This is a genomic window from Methylomonas sp. 11b, from assembly GCF_000515215.1.
Classification (GTDB): Bacteria; Pseudomonadota; Gammaproteobacteria; order Methylococcales; family Methylomonadaceae; genus Methylomonas.
Map to the genome: position 1 here is coordinate 3,880,769 of NZ_KI911557.1, position 16,856 is coordinate 3,897,624.

At 51.7% G+C, this 16,856-nt stretch carries 14 protein-coding genes; all 14 read left to right on the forward strand.

All coding sequences use genetic code 11. The features are described from left to right. The first annotated feature begins 118 nt into the window (after positions 1–118). The 14 genes from METH11B_RS29545 (at position 119) to METH11B_RS0118755 (ending at position 16,833) form a co-directional block, all read left to right on the forward strand. Entirely contained in the window at positions 119–280 is a 162-nt protein-coding gene (locus tag METH11B_RS29545; protein WP_197026976.1) for a hypothetical protein, read from the forward strand. A 659-nt stretch (positions 281–939) separates the two neighbouring features. Beyond that, positions 940–1,029 (forward strand): potassium-transporting ATPase subunit F, encoded by a 90-nt coding sequence (locus tag METH11B_RS28760; RefSeq protein WP_081607927.1) that lies wholly within the window; start codon positions 940–942, stop codon positions 1,027–1,029. Then, a complete protein-coding gene (kdpA, locus tag METH11B_RS0118700) occupies positions 1,029–2,837 on the forward strand; it encodes a potassium-transporting ATPase subunit KdpA (RefSeq protein WP_026603324.1) in 1,809 nt (602 codons plus the stop codon). The genes METH11B_RS28760 and kdpA overlap by 1 nt, the downstream gene beginning before the upstream one ends. Positions 2,838–2,856: 19 nt before the next feature. Next, the gene (kdpB, locus tag METH11B_RS0118705; RefSeq protein ID WP_036276180.1) at positions 2,857–4,956 is read left to right on the forward strand and encodes a potassium-transporting ATPase subunit KdpB; all 2,100 of its coding nucleotides are present in this window, start codon (positions 2,857–2,859) and stop codon (positions 4,954–4,956) included. Positions 4,957–4,965: 9 nt separating this feature from the next. Beyond that, positions 4,966–5,544 carry a potassium-transporting ATPase subunit KdpC gene (gene kdpC, locus METH11B_RS0118710; RefSeq protein ID WP_026603326.1) on the forward strand — a complete coding sequence of 193 codons (579 nt, stop codon included), beginning with the start codon at positions 4,966–4,968 and terminating at the stop codon, positions 5,542–5,544. 291 nt (positions 5,545–5,835) lie between these two features. Continuing rightward, positions 5,836–7,065, forward strand: coding sequence for an IS256 family transposase (locus METH11B_RS0118715; protein ID WP_026600850.1), 1,230 nt, complete (start codon positions 5,836–5,838; stop codon positions 7,063–7,065). A 555-nt stretch (positions 7,066–7,620) separates the two neighbouring features. Next, on the forward strand, positions 7,621–8,574 hold the full coding sequence (locus METH11B_RS0118720; RefSeq protein WP_026603327.1) for a restriction endonuclease: 954 nt from the start codon (positions 7,621–7,623) through the stop codon (positions 8,572–8,574). Positions 8,575–8,736: 162 nt separating this feature from the next. Then, complete coding sequence (locus METH11B_RS0118725; RefSeq protein ID WP_026603328.1) at positions 8,737–10,026, forward strand: HEPN/Toprim-associated domain-containing protein; 1,290 nt, start codon at positions 8,737–8,739, stop codon at positions 10,024–10,026. A gap of 634 nt (positions 10,027–10,660) precedes the next feature. Beyond that, positions 10,661–11,029 (forward strand): hypothetical protein, encoded by a 369-nt coding sequence (locus METH11B_RS0118730; RefSeq protein WP_026603329.1) that lies wholly within the window; start codon positions 10,661–10,663, stop codon positions 11,027–11,029. A gap of 48 nt (positions 11,030–11,077) precedes the next feature. Then, positions 11,078–11,608: a potassium channel family protein gene (locus tag METH11B_RS0118735; protein WP_026603330.1), complete on the forward strand. Its 531-nt coding sequence runs from the start codon at positions 11,078–11,080 to the stop codon at positions 11,606–11,608. Positions 11,609–11,728: 120 nt separating this feature from the next. Further along, complete coding sequence (locus tag METH11B_RS0118740; protein WP_026603331.1) at positions 11,729–14,470, forward strand: sensor histidine kinase; 2,742 nt, start codon at positions 11,729–11,731, stop codon at positions 14,468–14,470. A gap of 24 nt (positions 14,471–14,494) precedes the next feature. Beyond that, positions 14,495–15,193, forward strand: coding sequence for a response regulator (locus tag METH11B_RS0118745; protein WP_020483324.1), 699 nt, complete (start codon positions 14,495–14,497; stop codon positions 15,191–15,193). A gap of 25 nt (positions 15,194–15,218) precedes the next feature. Continuing rightward, positions 15,219–16,178, forward strand: coding sequence for a 4-hydroxy-tetrahydrodipicolinate synthase (dapA, locus tag METH11B_RS0118750; RefSeq protein WP_026603332.1), 960 nt, complete (start codon positions 15,219–15,221; stop codon positions 16,176–16,178). Positions 16,179–16,185: 7 nt separating this feature from the next. After that, positions 16,186–16,833 carry a MarC family protein gene (locus METH11B_RS0118755; RefSeq protein ID WP_020483322.1) on the forward strand — a complete coding sequence of 216 codons (648 nt, stop codon included), beginning with the start codon at positions 16,186–16,188 and terminating at the stop codon, positions 16,831–16,833. The last annotated feature ends 23 nt before the right edge of the window (positions 16,834–16,856 follow it).

Below are 16,856 nucleotides of genomic sequence, written 5' to 3' on the forward strand. Positions count from 1 at the left end.
AACATGCAATTAAGGACAATTGCTTAAATCGGTGAAGGGATACGTTTTATATTTTACTAACTGCTATCGATGAACATTGTGTTCTATTATCGACGGCGGTGGTCCTTTAGGGGGCAAAATGAACAAATCGAACAATTTATACAGAGACATTTTTACCGGCATTACCTTTACAGCGGGTATGTTTGTGTTTATGTCCGACGAATTCATTGTTTCTACCATGCTGTTTTGTCTGGCTAGCATCTCCAGTAACCTCGATTTCGGTTCATCGCTCCGCGCTTGACGTCTAGTCATGCTCAACATCCTTAACCCTTAGGTAATGCCATTTTGTAACAGCATTGCCGCAGCAAGCTTTCTCGTAATCAGTTCATTGAAGGCTATTTTAATAGGCGGGACCAGATCACTTAGCAGAGCGCCTTATTAACTTTCAAAAATAGGTCTTGCGAGTGAATATCGTTTTTTTGCTATTCATGGCAGCAGTTAGGGCGTGACAGCGTTGGGGATGATCACGTAAACATCACAACAATTCACAGGTTATTGATGGTGGTCTGGTTTGATCACAAACTACTTTTCAACTGGAACACACGTTTCAGGTTCCTGATTTCATGTTGGCTCCTGCTTGTCGGTCAGCAGCAACACTGCGGATTGACCTCTGCCCCTTTTCCTAGATGAAGGGTTTTTTTTTGTCCTGAAAATCTGTCCACGGTTTCGGCTACTTTTATTTTTATATTTCCTTTATATCGGGCATGGATATTTTTACGACTTTTTTATCGATCAATCTGTACATTGTTTAACTGGTGATCAGGGACGATTGCAAGATTGAGTTTTTTCATTTTTTCAAGAGGTCATGTAGATGGACATGGTGTATTTGCTGTTAACAGCGGCGTTCTTTGTCGCGACGGCGTTATTGATCGCTGGTTGCGAAGCATTAAGGGGGCAATCATGAGCTGGATTTATCTTTTGAGCGGAGGACTGACTCTTGCTGTGTTCGTCTATTTACTGGTCGCGTTGTTTTATCCGGAGAAATTCTGATGACTGGTCAAGGTTTTTTACAGATTGCTATTTACGTCATCGCCCTGGTGGCGCTGGCCAAGCCTTTGGGCACTTATATGGCGCGGGTTTATCAAGACGAGTCGGTGGGATTGAACCGTTGGTTCGCCGGTATTGAGCGACTGTTCTATCGCCTCAGTGGCGTCAAGCCGGATCAGGAGATGCGTTGGACCCAATATGCGCTGGCGATGCTGGCGTTCAATCTGTTTGGTTTGTTGGCGGTTTATTGCTTACAACGTTTCCAAGACGTGTTGCCGCTAAACCCCCAAACGCTGCCGGCCGTGACGCCGGACTCATCGTTTAACACTGCCGTCAGCTTCGCCACCAACACCAACTGGCAAGGCTACAGCGGCGAAGCCACGATGAGTTATCTGACCCAGATGCTGGGTTTGTCGGTACAAAACTTCGTTTCCGCCGCCAGCGGCATGGCGGTACTGGTGGCTCTGATTCGTGGCTTCGTGCGCCGTAACAGTAACAGCATCGGTAACTTCTGGGTGGATATGACGCGCAGTACTTTATACATCCTGCTACCGTTGTCGTTGGTGTTGGCGCTGGTATTGGTCGGACAAGGCGTGGTGCAAACGTTTAATCCCTACCAAACGGTTAATTTGCAAGAAACAGTCAGCTACTCGGCGCCGAAACTGGATGCTGACGGTAAGGCATTGCTGGATGCCGAGGGCAAGCCGGTGACTGAAACGTTGCAAACGCAACAACAAACCCTGGCATTGGGACCTGCTGCATCGCAAATCGCGATTAAACAATTGGGTACCAATGGTGGCGGTTTCTTCAACGTCAACTCCGCCCATCCGTATGAAAATCCCACACCGCTTTCCAATTTTCTGGAAATGCTGGCTATTCTGCTGATTCCGGCTGCGCTGTGCTACACCTTCGGGCTGATGGTGGGAGACACTCGCCAGGGCTGGACGATATTGGGTGCCATGACGCTGGTGTTAGTCGCCTTGATCTTTGTCACTGTACCGGCCGAGCAAAGCGGCAACCCGGCGTTAACTGCCTTGGGTGTTGATCAAACTGTATCGGCACAGCAGCCCGGCGGCAATATGGAGGGCAAAGAAGCGCGCTTCGGCATCGTCAACTCCGGGTTATGGGCGGTGGCGACCACCGCTGCCTCGAACGGTTCGGTCAACTCCATGCATGATTCATACACGCCAATCGGTGGCATGGTACCCATGTGGCTGATGCAATTGGGTGAAGTGATCTTTGGCGGCGTCGGTTCAGGCCTGTACGGCATGATCGTATTTGCCATCGTCGCGGTGTTTATCGCCGGCTTGATGATAGGCCGCACCCCGGAGTACCTGGGTAAAAAGATCGAAGCCTATGAGATGAAAATGGCCGCCATCATTATTCTGATACCCCCTTTGATGGTATTGGGCGGTACCGCAGTGACACTGGTGATGGACGCCGGCAAAGCGTCCATCTTCAACCCCGGCGCCCATGGTTTCAGCGAAGTGTTGTACGCCTACTCCTCGGCGGGCAATAACAACGGCAGTGCCTTCGGCGGTCTGTCAGCCAACGTACCGTTCTACAACTTCATGCTGGGTCTGGCGATGCTGTTCTCTCGCTATTGGTTGATGATTCCGGTATTGGCGATTGCCGGCTCTCTGGCGGCCAAAAAGACTGTGCCGGTTGGTCCCGGTACGCTGCCGACTCATACCCCATTGTTTGCCGTTTTATTGATCATCACTGTGTTGATGGTCGGCGCACTGACCTTCGTCCCGGCATTGGCCTTGGGGCCTATCGTCGAGCATTTGCAAATGATCGGTCATCAATAATTTCAGGACAGGTAACCCTATGACTAGCAAGCCCGTTTCAACATCCTTAATGGATCCGCAAATTTTGCAACAAGCGTTCATAGACGCTTTTGCCAAACTCACGCCCAAGCAGCAATGGAAAAACCCGGTCATGTTCGTAGTCTATCTCGGCAGTTTGCTCACCACGGTATTGTGGTTGCAGGCGCTGACGGGTGAAAGCGAAGAATCCGCCGGTTTTATCCTCAGCATCACGCTGTGGCTGTGGTTCACGGTATTGTTCGCCAATTTCGCCGAAGCGGTGGCGGAAGGCCGCAGCAAGGCTCAAGCCGCGTTCCTGCGTAGCGCCAAACGCGACATCGCTGCCAAAAAGCTTGATGAACCGAAATACGGTAGCAATTACAGTAAAGTCGAAGGCTCCAGTCTTCGCAAAGGGGATGTAGTGCTGATCGAAGCCGGAGACTTTGTGCCCGGCGACGGTGAAGTCATCGAAGGCGTGGCCTCGGTCGACGAAAGCGCCATTACCGGCGAAAGCGCGCCGGTGATCCGCGAATCCGGCGGCGACTTCAGTTCGGTGACCGGCGGCACCAGGGTGCTGTCCGATTGGCTGGTGGTGAGCATCACCACCAATCCCGGCGAGACCTTCCTCGACCGCATGATAGGTATGGTGGAAAGCGCCAAAAGGCAAAAAACCCCCAATGAGATTGCTTTGACCATTTTGTTAGTGGCGTTAACACTGGTGTTTTTGATGGCGACCGTCACCTTGCTGCCGTTTTCCTTGTATAGCGTGCAAACCGCTGGTACCGGCAACCCGATCAGCGTCACGGTGTTGGTGGCTTTATTGGTGTGTTTGATTCCAACCACCATCGGCGGTTTATTGTCTGCCATTGGCGTGGCCGGTATCGGCCGGATGATGCAGAAAAATGTCATCGCAACCTCTGGCCGGGCCGTGGAAGCGGCCGGCGACGTCGATGTACTGCTGCTGGACAAAACCGGTACCATCACCTTGGGTAACCGCCAAGCATCGGGTTTCTTTCCCGTCAAAGGCGTCAAGGAAGCCGAATTGGCTGACGCCGCACAATTGGCTTCGATGGCCGACGAAACCCCGGAAGGCCGTAGCGTGGTGATCTTGGCCAAGCAAAAATACGGCATTCGCGAACGCGATATTCACTCCTTAGGGGCCACTTTCGTGCATTTCAGCGCCCAAACCCGGATGAGCGGCGTCAATTTACCCGGAGAGGAATGCAAAATCGGCGAGCCTTGCCGGCAAATCCGTAAGGGTGCGGCTGACTCGATAAGACAACATATCGAAGATCAAGGCGGCAAATTTCCGCCGGAATTGAAAACGCTGGTCGACGACGTAGCTCGGCGCGGCAGTACGCCGTTAGTGGTGGCGGACGGTATAAAAGCCTTAGGTGTGATCGAACTGAAAGACATCGTCAAGGGGGGCATCAAGGAGCGCTTCATCGAACTACGGCAGATGGGCATCAAGACCATCATGATCACCGGCGACAACCGTTTGACCGCTGCCGCCATCGCCGCCGAAGCCGGTGTCGATGACTTCCTGGCCGAAGCTACGCCGGAAGCCAAACTCAGCCTGATTCGCCAGCACCAAGCCGATGGCCGTCTGGTGGCGATGACCGGCGACGGCACCAACGACGCCCCGGCTTTGGCGCAGGCCGACGTCGCGGTAGCGATGAACAGCGGCACCCAGGCCGCCAAGGAAGCCGGCAACATGGTCGATCTGGATTCCAATCCGACTAAGCTGATCGAAATCGTCGAAACCGGCAAACAAATGCTGATGACCCGTGGCGCATTAACCACGTTTAGTATTGCCAACGACGTCGCCAAATATTTTGCGATCATTCCGGCGGCCTTCGCCACCACCTATCCGGTCTTGAATGTATTGAACGTGATGGGCTTGGCGACGCCGGCCAGCGCCATCCTGTCGGCGGTGATTTTCAATGCATTGATCATCATCGCCCTGATTCCATTGGCTTTGAAAGGTATCAAATATCAACCCGTCGGCGCGGAAAAGCTCCTGCAAAACAACTTGCTGGTCTATGGCGTCGGCGGCTTGATTGTGCCGTTTATCGGTATCAAGGCGATTGATTTAGTCTTGGTTGCTATGAATTTGGTGTAAGGAACGAATATGTTTACCTATTTAAAACCCGCAGCGATGATGTTATTCCTCTTGACCCTGGTCACCGGCGCCGCTTATCCGGCCCTGGTCACGGTCTTGGCCCAAATGCTGTTTAACGATCAAGCTAACGGCAGTTTGATCCAGGATGACAAAGGCCAACTGATTGGTTCGGAACTGATCGGCCAAACCTTTAGCGGGCCGAAATACTTCTGGAGCCGCCCGTCGGCGACCGGGCCCTACAGTTACAACGCCGCTGCCTCCAGCGGCTCCAACCTGGGGCCGACCAATCCGGCGTTGACCGACGCCGTCGCGGCCCGTATTCAAGCCTTGAAAGAGGCCGATCCTGACAATAAAGCGCCGGTGCCGGTGGATTTGATTACCGCCTCCGGCAGCGGCCTCGATCCACACATCAGCATCGCCGCAGCGGAATACCAGATTAAACGTATCGCCAAGGTCCGCAAAATCGATACAGCGAAGCTACAGGCACTTGTTGATGCTCACACCGAAGGGCGGCAATGGCTGGTGTTTGGCGAACCTAGAGTCAACGTCTTGAAATTGAATCTGGCGTTGGATAGAGCGGGCCGCTAATTGAAAATATGATTGGGGCATGAGTAACATCGACATATGAGTGCATTTGGTAATCCTCAACCGGTATCAATGTCTGCATCCTGGCGTTCTCGAAGAGCTGCGCGTACTACCTTAGCCAGAAAACCTATTCGATATGTTACGAAATGCAAACGCGCGGCGAAGCTGAATGATCCGTCCAATTCGATTTGGCGAATGGACAAATCGTCGCGTTCACTAGCTTGAGAGGGTGTAAGAATTTTTGTGTAAACGGCCCTGAGGTAGGAAACTACCGATCCTGACAAGGAGGAAACCATGACCGTATCATCAAAAGCCATACCGGATGACCTACTCGACGCCTTGATGTCGCACTATCAAAAACCCGAGGACCTGATCGGTGCCAATGGTCTGCTGAAGCAGTTGACCAAAGCGATAGTCGAACGGGCCCTGGAAGCGGAAATGACCGCGCACTTGGGCCACGGTAAGCATGAGGCGGTGACCAACGCCAGCAGCAATGCCCGAAACGGCAAAAGCCGGAAAACGCTGAAAGGTGACTTCGGCGACTTGCCTATCGAGATTCCCCGCGACCGTCATGGCGAATTCGAACCGCAGATCATTCCTAAGCATCAACGGCGCTGGACCGGTTTCGACGATAAGATCATTTCGTTATATGCCCGAGGACTGACGGTACGGGAAATCCAAGCCCATTTATTCGAGCTTTACGGCACCGAGGTATCCCCCACCTTGATTTCCTCGGTGACCGACGCGGTACTCGAAGAGGTGGGCGTCTGGCAAAGCCGCCCGCTGGATCCGATTTACCCGATTGTGTACCTCGACTGTCTGCATACCAAAGTGCGCGATAGTGGCAGCGTGCGGGTCAAGGCCGTCTATCTGGCCATCGGTGTCAATCTGGACGGCCACAAAGAAGTGCTGGGGCTGTGGATTGCCCAAAGCGAAGGCGCCAAATTTTGGTTGCAAGTGGTCACCGAGCTCAAGAACCGTGGCGTCAACGACATCTTTATCGCCTGTGTCGATGGTCTGAAGGGATTTCCGGAGGCTATCGAAACCGTGTTTCCCAAAGCGGCCGTTCAACTGTGTATTGTCCACTTGGTCCGTCATAGCCTCAACTATGTCAGCTACAAAAGGCGCCAGTCGGTTGCCGACGACCTCAAGCAGATTTATCGAGCCGCAACGGCGAGGGAAGCCGAGCAAAAGCTGACCGAATTCGAGGCCAACTGGCTGGAGACCTATCCCACGATCGCCCCCATCTGGCGACGAAACTGGGGGCACATCATCCCTTTTTTTGACTATCCGCCCGAGATTCGCAAGGTGATCTACACCACCAATACCATCGAATCGGTGAATCGAAGTCTGAGAAAAATCATGAAAAACCGCGCGGTCTTCCCCAGTGATGACGCCTTGTCCAAACTGCTCTATTTGGCGTTGCGCAATATCAGCCAAAATTGGACCATGCCCGTCTACGATTGGAAAGCCGCTTTGAATCGGTTTAGTATTCAGTTCGAAGATCGCTTCCCTAGCCATTAAACCAAACTACCGTTTACACAAAATTTGGGACACTCCCATTTAAGCTCGCGCATGCGGTCTTTGTGCTATCGCAGTAAAGCTTTTTACCTTGCCCGCAAGCCTGCAAAGCCCTGCGGCAACGCGTTTTGGTTTGCGTCCAAGCGAGCGAAACTTTAGCGAATAGCAAAATGCGACTAGCGCGAGGCTTCAAGGCCTGTGGTTGAGGGGAGAAGCCTTATCCCTTAGAAAATCAGGCCCGGCACTGTCCAACCGTCCCGGAATTGCATGTGATCGATCAATGTATTGCTGGCAGACTTACGTGGCTATCGGCCAAAACCCGACCGTCGAGAGCAGCATCCAATTTAAATAGTTAGGTCATTCTAAGACCCAGTTGACTGTCCGCTATTCGGCGAGCAAATTGAGATTATCACTACCTCATCCGGACCATAGCTGACCACTACGCTTCGACCGTTAATGGCGACGATGAATGAATACCGGACATTAATCAGCTATTATTAATGCTTAACTACAAGGCCTAAACCTTACAATTACACCAGTCTATTACTTGCGAGAAGTATGACATCCATTGATTTTAAAAATGCGTTTTATATCAAGCTAGGTCAAGGCGGTGATTGGGAAGCCAAAAGTTTGCCCGACAACAAACTCAGATTCGGTTGGGAAGAACAGACAGTTGATGACATCAATTCCAGAAGCTGGGAAAGGATAGAAAATCAGCTTCGTTCTGCACATAAAGGGCCGCAAGGCGGGGCCACTCGCGCGCTAAACGGATTGCGCCGCATTGTTGAATCCGACGAGACGGATATTTGGATCACGTTTTCCCAAAACAAGCTTTGGTGGACCCGAGTCGAACAGTCTTCACCAGTGGAAAAGGACGATACTTCGAAGTTCCGAAAAGTCCAAGGCTGGAGTGATAAGAATGCGAGCGGAGCAACTCTTTTCACCAATGGTTTACCTGGTCGATTGGCAATGCTGCAAGGATACAGGTGGACAACCTGTGCTGTAAAGGATGAACAAATTCCGCTTTTGCGTAACCTTCTGAACAATACGCCGGGCAACTTGGCTGAATCAATTCGTTTACACCGGTTAGCGTTGGAGAACAGTTTGATCTTTGCCATCAAAGAATTGCATTGGAAGGATTTTGAAACATTCGTTGATTTGATTTTTCGAAACGCTGGTTGGTTGCGAGTGAGTATTTTGGGCCAACATGAGAAAGCCTATGACATTGCTCTTGTAGAGCCCATTACAGGTGACCGTTACGTTGTACAGATCAAATCACAAGCAGGATTGGCGGACTTAAAGAAACTAGAAGAAAGCTTTTCCGACCAAGACTATCGATATATTTATTTTGCGGTGCATTCGCCAGCCAAGGATCTGGAATCCGTCTCCAATATTCCGAACCATATTAAGTTTTTAAGCGTGAACAAATTGGCCGAAATGGCCGTAAAAGCCGGATTGGTGACTTGGCTGCAAGAAAAGGTTTTTTCGGTAAGCCGTTCGTTTAGCCCATAGACTGGATTTCACTTAGGTTTGCCCAGGCTACGGCTAAACATTAGACTTGTCGGTGTTGATTGAATGGCGGCGATAAGACTATTACCGGCCATTATTTCAGCCGCCATCCACCGGAGTATAGGCGGCGCAGCTCCGGCTTTCTATTTACGATAAAGGGGAAACGTGGGTACAGAGATCACGCTCGATGTGGCCGGGGTATCGGTCACGTACAGCAAGAACCATCGTGGAATTGATCATGGCTCTATTTTTCAGGAAAAAGATCGAAAAGCGATAGAAAGTAACCAGCTCAACTACGATTGGTATCGAGAGAATGGTGAAGACCCAACTCTTTCCGAGATGGCTTTCATGCGTCCGCTTAAGCATGTAGCTCCGCGCCTCGAACTGCTAGGCTTCAATCTGGAACGCGTCCGCCGAGAATATGATGCCGTCGCGAAAGGCTGGCTAGAGGAGAGGCCGTCTTTTCAAGATGATGAGCCCATTCCTGACCTGATGAGCTTTGCGGAGTTTTGCAAATTTGTTACCTCACACCCGCTCGATAGTCTCGACGACACCTTTATCATGGGTACGGACAGCGCAAGCGAAAAGATGATCCGAGGCCGATTTGATGGAATGCAGTTTGAGCGAATTCCCGCCTACCGTTCTTATGACAACGACGCATATTCGGAGCGAAGCTTTTTCGGCGGGTTGGTAGGCATCCTTCACCCGTATTCGGTCCTGCGCGTCTTGGCGGAGGCGAACGAGGACGCTCCTGTTGTTTGGCAATATGGGCCGTTGGTGGAGGCTGGGTGGGCGACAGAGAGGGAGTTCGTGCCTCACGCCCGGCGAACCGAGACATTCCTGATCGCTACCGAAGGCAGCTCGGACGTCCATATCTTAAAACATGCGCTCGCGCTGCTGCGGCCTGGGATCGCGGATTTCTTTCGCTTCATCGACGTTAGCGAAAGCCATCCATTTTCGGGTACAGGCAGCCTAGTTAAGTTCGCTGAAGGGCTCGCTAAGATAGACGTCCAGAACCAGCTGATTTTCGTATTTGACAATGACGCTGAGGGGCTCGATGCCCATCAGCGTCTGTCTACGCTCACTATGCCAGCGAACATGCGTGGGATCATGTTGCCCGAACTCGAGGAATTCCGCCAATTTCCGGCGCAAGGACCCGAGGGACTCCGCGACTCGGATATAAACCGGCGCGCGGCGGCAATTGAGTGCTATCTCGACCTCAAGGTCGGCGACCACCCACCAGCCAAAGTGCTCTGGACCAACTACAAAAAAAGCTTAGACACCTATCAGGGGGCGCTCGAATACAAGGAGTCCTATAGCAAGGAGTTCTTGAAACAAACTTCTGTAACTTTGGCCGAAGGTGTGTATGACGTTAGTAAGATCGAGTCAGTACTCGATCTGCTCGTCGCTGAATGTACAGCAATAGCTGTAGATCAATGGGATCCAAATATGTAGATGAGTTGGTCATCACACCTTGGAAAGAAAGCGTTAGCTGGCTAAGTAAGGATACGACGCCACAGTTGAGCTTTGTCACTGAATGGCAGCTAGCCGTGATCTCGCAGCCATACAGTTTAAATATTGAATGCCGCCAAGTGGCCGATAGGTTGAGGCCACTAACGTCTGCTTTATGGTCCAGCAGTTCGAAGAATCTGTATTTCACTGAATGACCGCTTTGGAGAAACTCGATAGACGGGTTTGGGTCGATGGGAGCCAATCAATAACATTTTGTTTATCCCCCATGCAATCTTCCCCACGCTATTTCGGATAACTTTTCCCGTTGCATTCAACATAACTTAGGGGGCGTTTTAACTGGAATATCCCTCCAACATGTTTGCATAAAGAGGCGATTACATTGAGGGTCACTCAGCTGATGCATGCGCTGTTTCGAGGGCCGTTGATTATTGCTGGTAGCACTGAGCCAATTAGCCCGTAGTTTCCAAAACCCTCCCGCCGTTATTCCCGAGATCATTGAATTCAGCATTCATCCCGCGAATTTTTATATTTTCTTTATGTTTATGCTTTGAATATTAACGACCTTTTTACGAGCTTTTTCATAAACTGTAGACGTTTTCAACTCCAGGGGTAACCCATGAACGAGCGAAGTTACGTTGGTATCGACAACACGGATAAAAACGAGTGGATAGTGGTTTTGTGGTGCGAGGGGAAAAGCATTTTTTCCAGACCGTACGGGCATACTCCCGCCGAACTCGAAGCCTTGGTGCGCTTCATTAACGAACGTTGCGACAGGCCGAAAATCTGTTTGAACCCGACGAATCCGCATGCTTTCGAAGTGGTGAAATATATCAGCGGTATCGCTGGCGTCGAAGTGGTGTTGATGTCCAATGCCGGTTTAAGACTGCACCTGGATTGGTTGCCAACAGAATCGACAGCGCCCGTGTTTCAGGCGAATTCGCGTCGCGCTTATCTGCTGGCCTGCTGCGCCGAACGCATGATTTGATCATGGCGTTACTTAAAGAATCACTGTCCGTATATCGAGAGAAAAATCATGAGTGGAATAAGCGACTTTTATCAAGCGCTACATTGGGCTAATCACCTACGCGCTGATCTGTTCAAATCCAAACATCTGGGTTACCTGATGCTGCTGGCGTTGGCTGCGACCTTGACGGTCGGCATGCTGCTATTTTTGATCGACGTCAATATACATTCGCCGCTGGATGGCATTTGGTCGGCTTGGGTAACAATGACTCATGTCGGCTATGGTGATGTGGTGCCGGTATCGTTTCTCGGTCGTGTATTGGCGGCGGGATTGATTTTATTGGGTATGGTGTTATTTTCGTTGTTCACCGCACTGGTCTCGGTGACTTTAATCGGCAGAAATAAGGATATCTTGGGTAGCCTTCCGTTGGGACGCGAAGCGGAGAGCAACCGTTTACAAGGTAGCCATGAGCTGATTCTCGACGAATTGGCCCAATTGCAACTGCGCATGGAAGTCTTGCAAAAGTTATTGCTGAACAATGCCGGCCATACCAAAACGGCTAGCCGGACCATCGGCGAAGCAATTGAAGAGTCGGTATGACGCGGTTCGAACACAACAGAACTCCTGCTGCGCCATCAGAAATACGTGAGCTAAATGTCCACCAGCGATAGCTCTTTTTTATACCGACATCCAACTTGCAGCTAACACCGGAAGGCGACGATGAATGCAGAACGACCCGATCCCGACCAACTCCTGGCCCGCGTCGAGCGGGATCAGGCCAAAGCTAAACGCGGCCGGTTGAAGATTTTCTTCGGCGCTGCTGCCGGCGTTGGCAAAACCTTCGCGATGTTATTGGCGGCTCGAGAGCGACGTTCCGAGAACCTAGACGTGGTTATTGGTGTCGTGGAAACCCATGGCCGGAAGGAAACCAAAGCCTTGCTGGATGGACTGGAAATTCTGCCGCCCCGGAAGATCGATTACAAAGGCACCGTTCTGCAGGAATTCGACATCGATGCCGCGCTAAAGCGCCGGCCAGCCATCATTTTGGTTGACGAGTTGGCGCACTCCAATGCGCCGGGTTGCCGGCACCCGAAACGTTGGCAGGATATACACGAACTACTAGAGGCTGGTATTGATGTCTACACAGCGCTCAATGTGCAGCATCTGGAAAGCCTGAATGACGACATCGGTCAGATTTCCGGCATACGGGTTTGGGAAACCGTGCCCGATACCGTATTTGAAGAAGCAGACGAAGTGGAACTGGTGGATTTGCCGCCGGACGAATTGTTGCTGCGCCTGAAAGAAGGCAAGGTGTATCTGCCGCAACAAGCGCAGGAAGCGGTCAATCACTTCTTTCGTAAAGGTAATCTGATTGCCTTGCGGGAGTTGTCTTTGCGGCAAACTGCCAATCGCGTTGACGCGCAGATGCTGGATTATCGCGAAGACAATGCGATACGCGAAGTATGGCAGGTCAGCGAACGCATTTTGGTTTGCATCGGCCCCAATGATTTGGCCGAGCGATTAGTGAGGGCCGGTAAGCGTTTGGCGACTAGCCTGCGTGCCGAATGGATTGTGGCGTATGTTGAAACACCGCAATTACAACGCATGCCGGCGGTGAAGCGCGACGGCATCTTGCGGATTTTACGCTTGGCCGAACAACTCGGCGCCGAAACCGTTACCCTCAGCGCACCGGAGATGAGCGAGGCGCTGATCCGTTTCTCCCGCGAGCGCAACATCAATAAAATTGTGATCGGCAAGCCGAGTCGGCGGGGCTGGCGGCGCTGGCTAATGGGTTCGGTCGTCGATGTGTTAATTGCACATGCTCACAACATCAATATTTATCTATTGGGTAGCCCTCAAATCCGGGGGCGCACCACGGAATTACAGTCCGAGTTATCCTTATTAAGAAAGACCCCTTTGCCGGGGTTAAAGCAACGCATACCGACCAAAACCAAAAAACGCTACGGCGGTTATTTCTGGGCTGTCGCGGTCACCCTATTGAGCACGGCTCTCGGCCGTTTGCTGCTCGGTCATGTTGAGTTGGCCAATCTGGTGATGGTGTATTTACTGGGCGTGGTGTTTGTGGCCACGCGTTTCGGGCGCGGACCGTCTATTCTGGCATCGTTATTGGGCGTCGGTAGTTTCGATTTTCTGTTCGTGCAGCCTTATTACAGTTTTTCCGTGTCCGACAGTCAGTACCTGATTACTTTGCTGGCCATGCTAGTGGTCGGTATCGTCATCAGCAACCTGATGATTAACGTTCGTTCGCAGGCCAAAGTAGCGGCGCATCGGGAAAGACGGGCGGCGGCGCTGTACTCGATGAGTAAAGAGTTGAGCAGCATCCAGTCGGAAGACGAGGCCGTGCGTATCGCCGTCAAACATCTGTACTCGGAATTCAGCAGTCCGAATGTGATCTTGTTTCCCAATAGTCATGGCCGGGTGGTTTTTCCCAGGAAGCCGGGTATTGCCGTGTCATTAAGAGGCGCCGATCTGAGTGTTGCCCAATGGGTATTCGACCACAAAGAAATTGCCGGGCATGGTACCAACACCTTGCCTGGCGCCGATGCGGTTTATTTTCCAATTCATAACGAAGACAAAGTGTTAGGGGTGTTGGCGCTGTTGCCGGTCAATTTGCGTCGGGTTTTTCTACCTGAGCAACAGAAACTACTGGAAACTTTTTTGCGCCAGATCGGCCAGGCGGTGGCCCGGATACGCTTTTCGGAACAGGCCCGTTCCACCCAATTGCAAATGGAAGCCGAACGCTTGCGTAACTCCCTGCTTAGCGCGATTTCCCATGATTTGCGCACCCCGTTGGCAACGATTATCGGCTCCGCCAGTGCGCTGGTGGAAGACAAGGGCCAATTACAACCGCAAGATAAATTGGATCTGAGCCGAGGCATTGTCGACGAAGCGGAACGCATGTCGAATCTGGTCAACAATATTCTGGACATGGCCAGGTTGGAAGCCGGTGTGCTGGAATTGAACAAGCAGTGGTATCCGCTCGAGGAAATCATCGGCACGGTGTTGACGCTGTTGCACACGCAACTGCTGGGCAGGCCCGTGAAAGTCAAATTGCCGGAAGGTATACCGATGATTCTGGCCGATGCGGTGATGATCGAACAGGTGCTGATCAATCTGTTGGAAAACGCTGTGCGTTATACACCGCCAGGCAGCGGCCTGGAGATTGTTGCCGAGATTAACGACGCTTCGGTGGAAATAGCGGTTGCCGATCACGGCCCCGGTATCCCCAAGGGCCAGGAAGAAAGGCTGTTCGAAAAATTTTACCAAACCCGGCATGAGACCGCGCAAAGTGGCGTAGGTCTGGGCTTGGCAATCTGTCGAGCTATCATAGAGGTGCATGGTGGCCGGATTGTGGCGCGTAACCGCGCCGACGGCGGAGCGGTATTTATTTTTACCTTGCCGCTGGATCAAACACCACCTACAGTGGAGCCGGAAGAATAATGCCCACGCTAAGGATGTTTTGTTATGGCTAAAACCGATCCTGTCATTATTGTCATAGAGGACGATCCCTCCATTCGGCGTTTTCTGCGCACCAGTCTCAGTACTCACGGCTTTAACGTATTTGATGCCGATACCGGCAAACGAGGTATCGTCGAGGTTGGTGTGCGCAAGCCCGACTTACTGATACTCGATCTGGGGTTGCCGGATATGGATGGTGTCGAGGTGATCAAAGCTATTCGCGCCTGGTCAGCCGTGCCCATCATCATATTGTCGGCGCGGAGCAGCGAACAGCAGAAGATCGACGCCTTGGATGTCGGGGCCGACGATTATTTGACCAAACCGTTCGGTTTTGGCGAATTGTTAGCCAGGATACGCGTGGCGCTGCGGCATGCGAGCAGGCCGCAGGAACAAAGTCAGTCTGATGTGTTCAGCACCGGCAATCTGAAAGTGGACCTACTCAATCGCGTGGTCAGTGTCGATGACCAAGAAATTCACCTCACCCCGATTCAATACCGCTTGCTAACGGTCTTGGTTAAAAATGCCGGCAAAGTCCTGACCCATCAGCAAATCCTTAAGGACGTCTGGGGGCCTTCTTTCGAGGAGAACGCCCATTATCTGCGCATCTACATGAGTCAACTCCGCCAGAAACTGGAAGCAGACCCCACCCAGCCAAAATTGTTACTGACTGAGTCCGGTGTCGGTTATCGACTGAAAGTCTCGTAACACCTCAATCGAGGATAAAAACACTATGCAACTATTGAACGGCTCCGTTGTAGCCCTGGTTACCCCTTTTCATGGCGATAACGACCAATCCGTCAACCGGGAAAAACTTGTCGAATTAATCGAGTTCCACGCCATCAGTGGCACGGTGGCCATCGTTCCTTGCGGCACGACCGGCGAGTCGCCGACTTTGTCGGACGACGAGTGGGAAACTGTGGTGTCGACAACAATCGAAGCCGCCCGGTCTACCTCTCTCAAAATCATTCCGGGCACCGGTTCGAACAGTACCCGAGAAGCCGTGCGACGGACCGAGCAAGCCGCCAAGTTAGGTGCAGATGCTTGCCTGGTTGTCACGCCGTATTACAACCGGCCTAGCCCGGAGGGGATACTGGCGCATTATCAAGAACTGGATAAAGTGGGTCTTCCCATCATTCTTTACGATATTCCCAGCCGAACCGGTGTCGAGTTGGGCGTCGAGCTGATCATGGCGCTTTGCGAAAAATGCCCGTCTATTATCGGATTAAAAGCTTCTAATGGTAATCTCGATCAAATCACCGAAATTGTCTACCGGTCTTATCAACTTGACCGGCCTTTCTCGGTGTTTTCCGGCGACGACTCGCTGACTTTGCCGATTCTTGCGGTGGGTGGCGTGGGCGTCATTTCCGTGGCGGCCAACGTGATGCCTAGCGTGATGAACGAACTGGTCGCCAGTTTCGAGCGCCGGGAACTAAATCAATCGAAATTTATTGCGCAAGCCAGTCATGGTTTTTGCCGGGCATTGTTAAAGTCAGGGTCGAATCCCGCACCCATTAAAGCCATCATGAATCATTTGGGTCTTAATGTGGGTGGATGCCGCTTACCTTTGTCCGGCATTAGCAATGAGAAGATGGCGGCACTGTTGCACGAACTTCAGATCATGACTGCAAAACTCACTGCCCCACATATTCCCATCGATGACATCCTGATAAAAGGCCAAAAGCTACCGTGAAAGAACCATGATTGTGGAAGTAGATGAATACATCAAATTGCTTGCGGGACTCTTGTCGGTAGTGGACCCTATCGGCGCTATCCCGCTTTTCATCAGCTTGACCGATCACCGCAGCTCTGAGGAGAGGCGACGTATCGCCTGCGTTTGTGCTTTGTCGGTTGGCGCGGTACTGCTATTTGCACACACTGCCGGCAATAGTTGGCTGGCATTTTTTGGGATCAGCATTCCGTCGTTTCAAATTGCCGGTGGCATAGTCATCATGTTAATGGGCGTTTCCATGGTCAAAGCGTCGCATGATCGATCCAGAAACACGCCGGAGGAACGGGCCGAGTCTGTCGATAAAGAGTCTATCGCGGTCGTGCCAATGGCCATTCCCTTGCTCAGTGGGCCCGGCGCAATGAGTACCGTGATCGTCAACCATAACCTAAATCCGTCCTGGAATTATGACGTCTTGGCCGTTTGCGTCATCGCCACCATAGCCTTGATCGTTCTGACATGCTTGTTAATGGCCGAGAAAATAGCCCATTTGCTGGGCAGAACCGGCATGAATGTAATTACACGGGTTTTTGGATTGATCATTTTGTCGATAGCCGTGGAGTTTATTACTAAAGGATTAGGCGCTGTTTTCCCGATATTGGTGAAACCGTTGGCGTAACCGCAGCCAAATACTGATTCAAA

Bases quoted from the DNA above. Each gene is read 5' to 3' on its own strand.
- METH11B_RS29545 (WP_197026976.1), top strand. From the start codon at position 119: ATGAACAAATCGAACAATTTATACAGAGACATTTTTACCGGCATTACC.
- METH11B_RS28760 (WP_081607927.1), top strand. From the start codon at position 940: ATGAGCTGGATTTATCTTTTGAGCGGAGGACTGACTCTTGCTGTGTTC.
- kdpA (WP_026603324.1), top strand. From the start codon at position 1,029: ATGACTGGTCAAGGTTTTTTACAGATTGCTATTTACGTCATCGCCCTG.
- kdpB (WP_036276180.1), top strand. From the start codon at position 2,857: ATGACTAGCAAGCCCGTTTCAACATCCTTAATGGATCCGCAAATTTTG.
- kdpC (WP_026603326.1), top strand. From the start codon at position 4,966: ATGTTTACCTATTTAAAACCCGCAGCGATGATGTTATTCCTCTTGACC.
- METH11B_RS0118715 (WP_026600850.1), top strand. From the start codon at position 5,836: ATGACCGTATCATCAAAAGCCATACCGGATGACCTACTCGACGCCTTG.
- METH11B_RS0118720 (WP_026603327.1), top strand. From the start codon at position 7,621: ATGACATCCATTGATTTTAAAAATGCGTTTTATATCAAGCTAGGTCAA.
- METH11B_RS0118730 (WP_026603329.1), top strand. From the start codon at position 10,661: ATGAACGAGCGAAGTTACGTTGGTATCGACAACACGGATAAAAACGAG.
- METH11B_RS0118735 (WP_026603330.1), top strand. From the start codon at position 11,078: ATGAGTGGAATAAGCGACTTTTATCAAGCGCTACATTGGGCTAATCAC.
- METH11B_RS0118740 (WP_026603331.1), top strand. From the start codon at position 11,729: ATGAATGCAGAACGACCCGATCCCGACCAACTCCTGGCCCGCGTCGAG.
- METH11B_RS0118745 (WP_020483324.1), top strand. From the start codon at position 14,495: ATGGCTAAAACCGATCCTGTCATTATTGTCATAGAGGACGATCCCTCC.
- dapA (WP_026603332.1), top strand. From the start codon at position 15,219: ATGCAACTATTGAACGGCTCCGTTGTAGCCCTGGTTACCCCTTTTCAT.
- METH11B_RS0118755 (WP_020483322.1), top strand. From the start codon at position 16,186: ATGATTGTGGAAGTAGATGAATACATCAAATTGCTTGCGGGACTCTTG.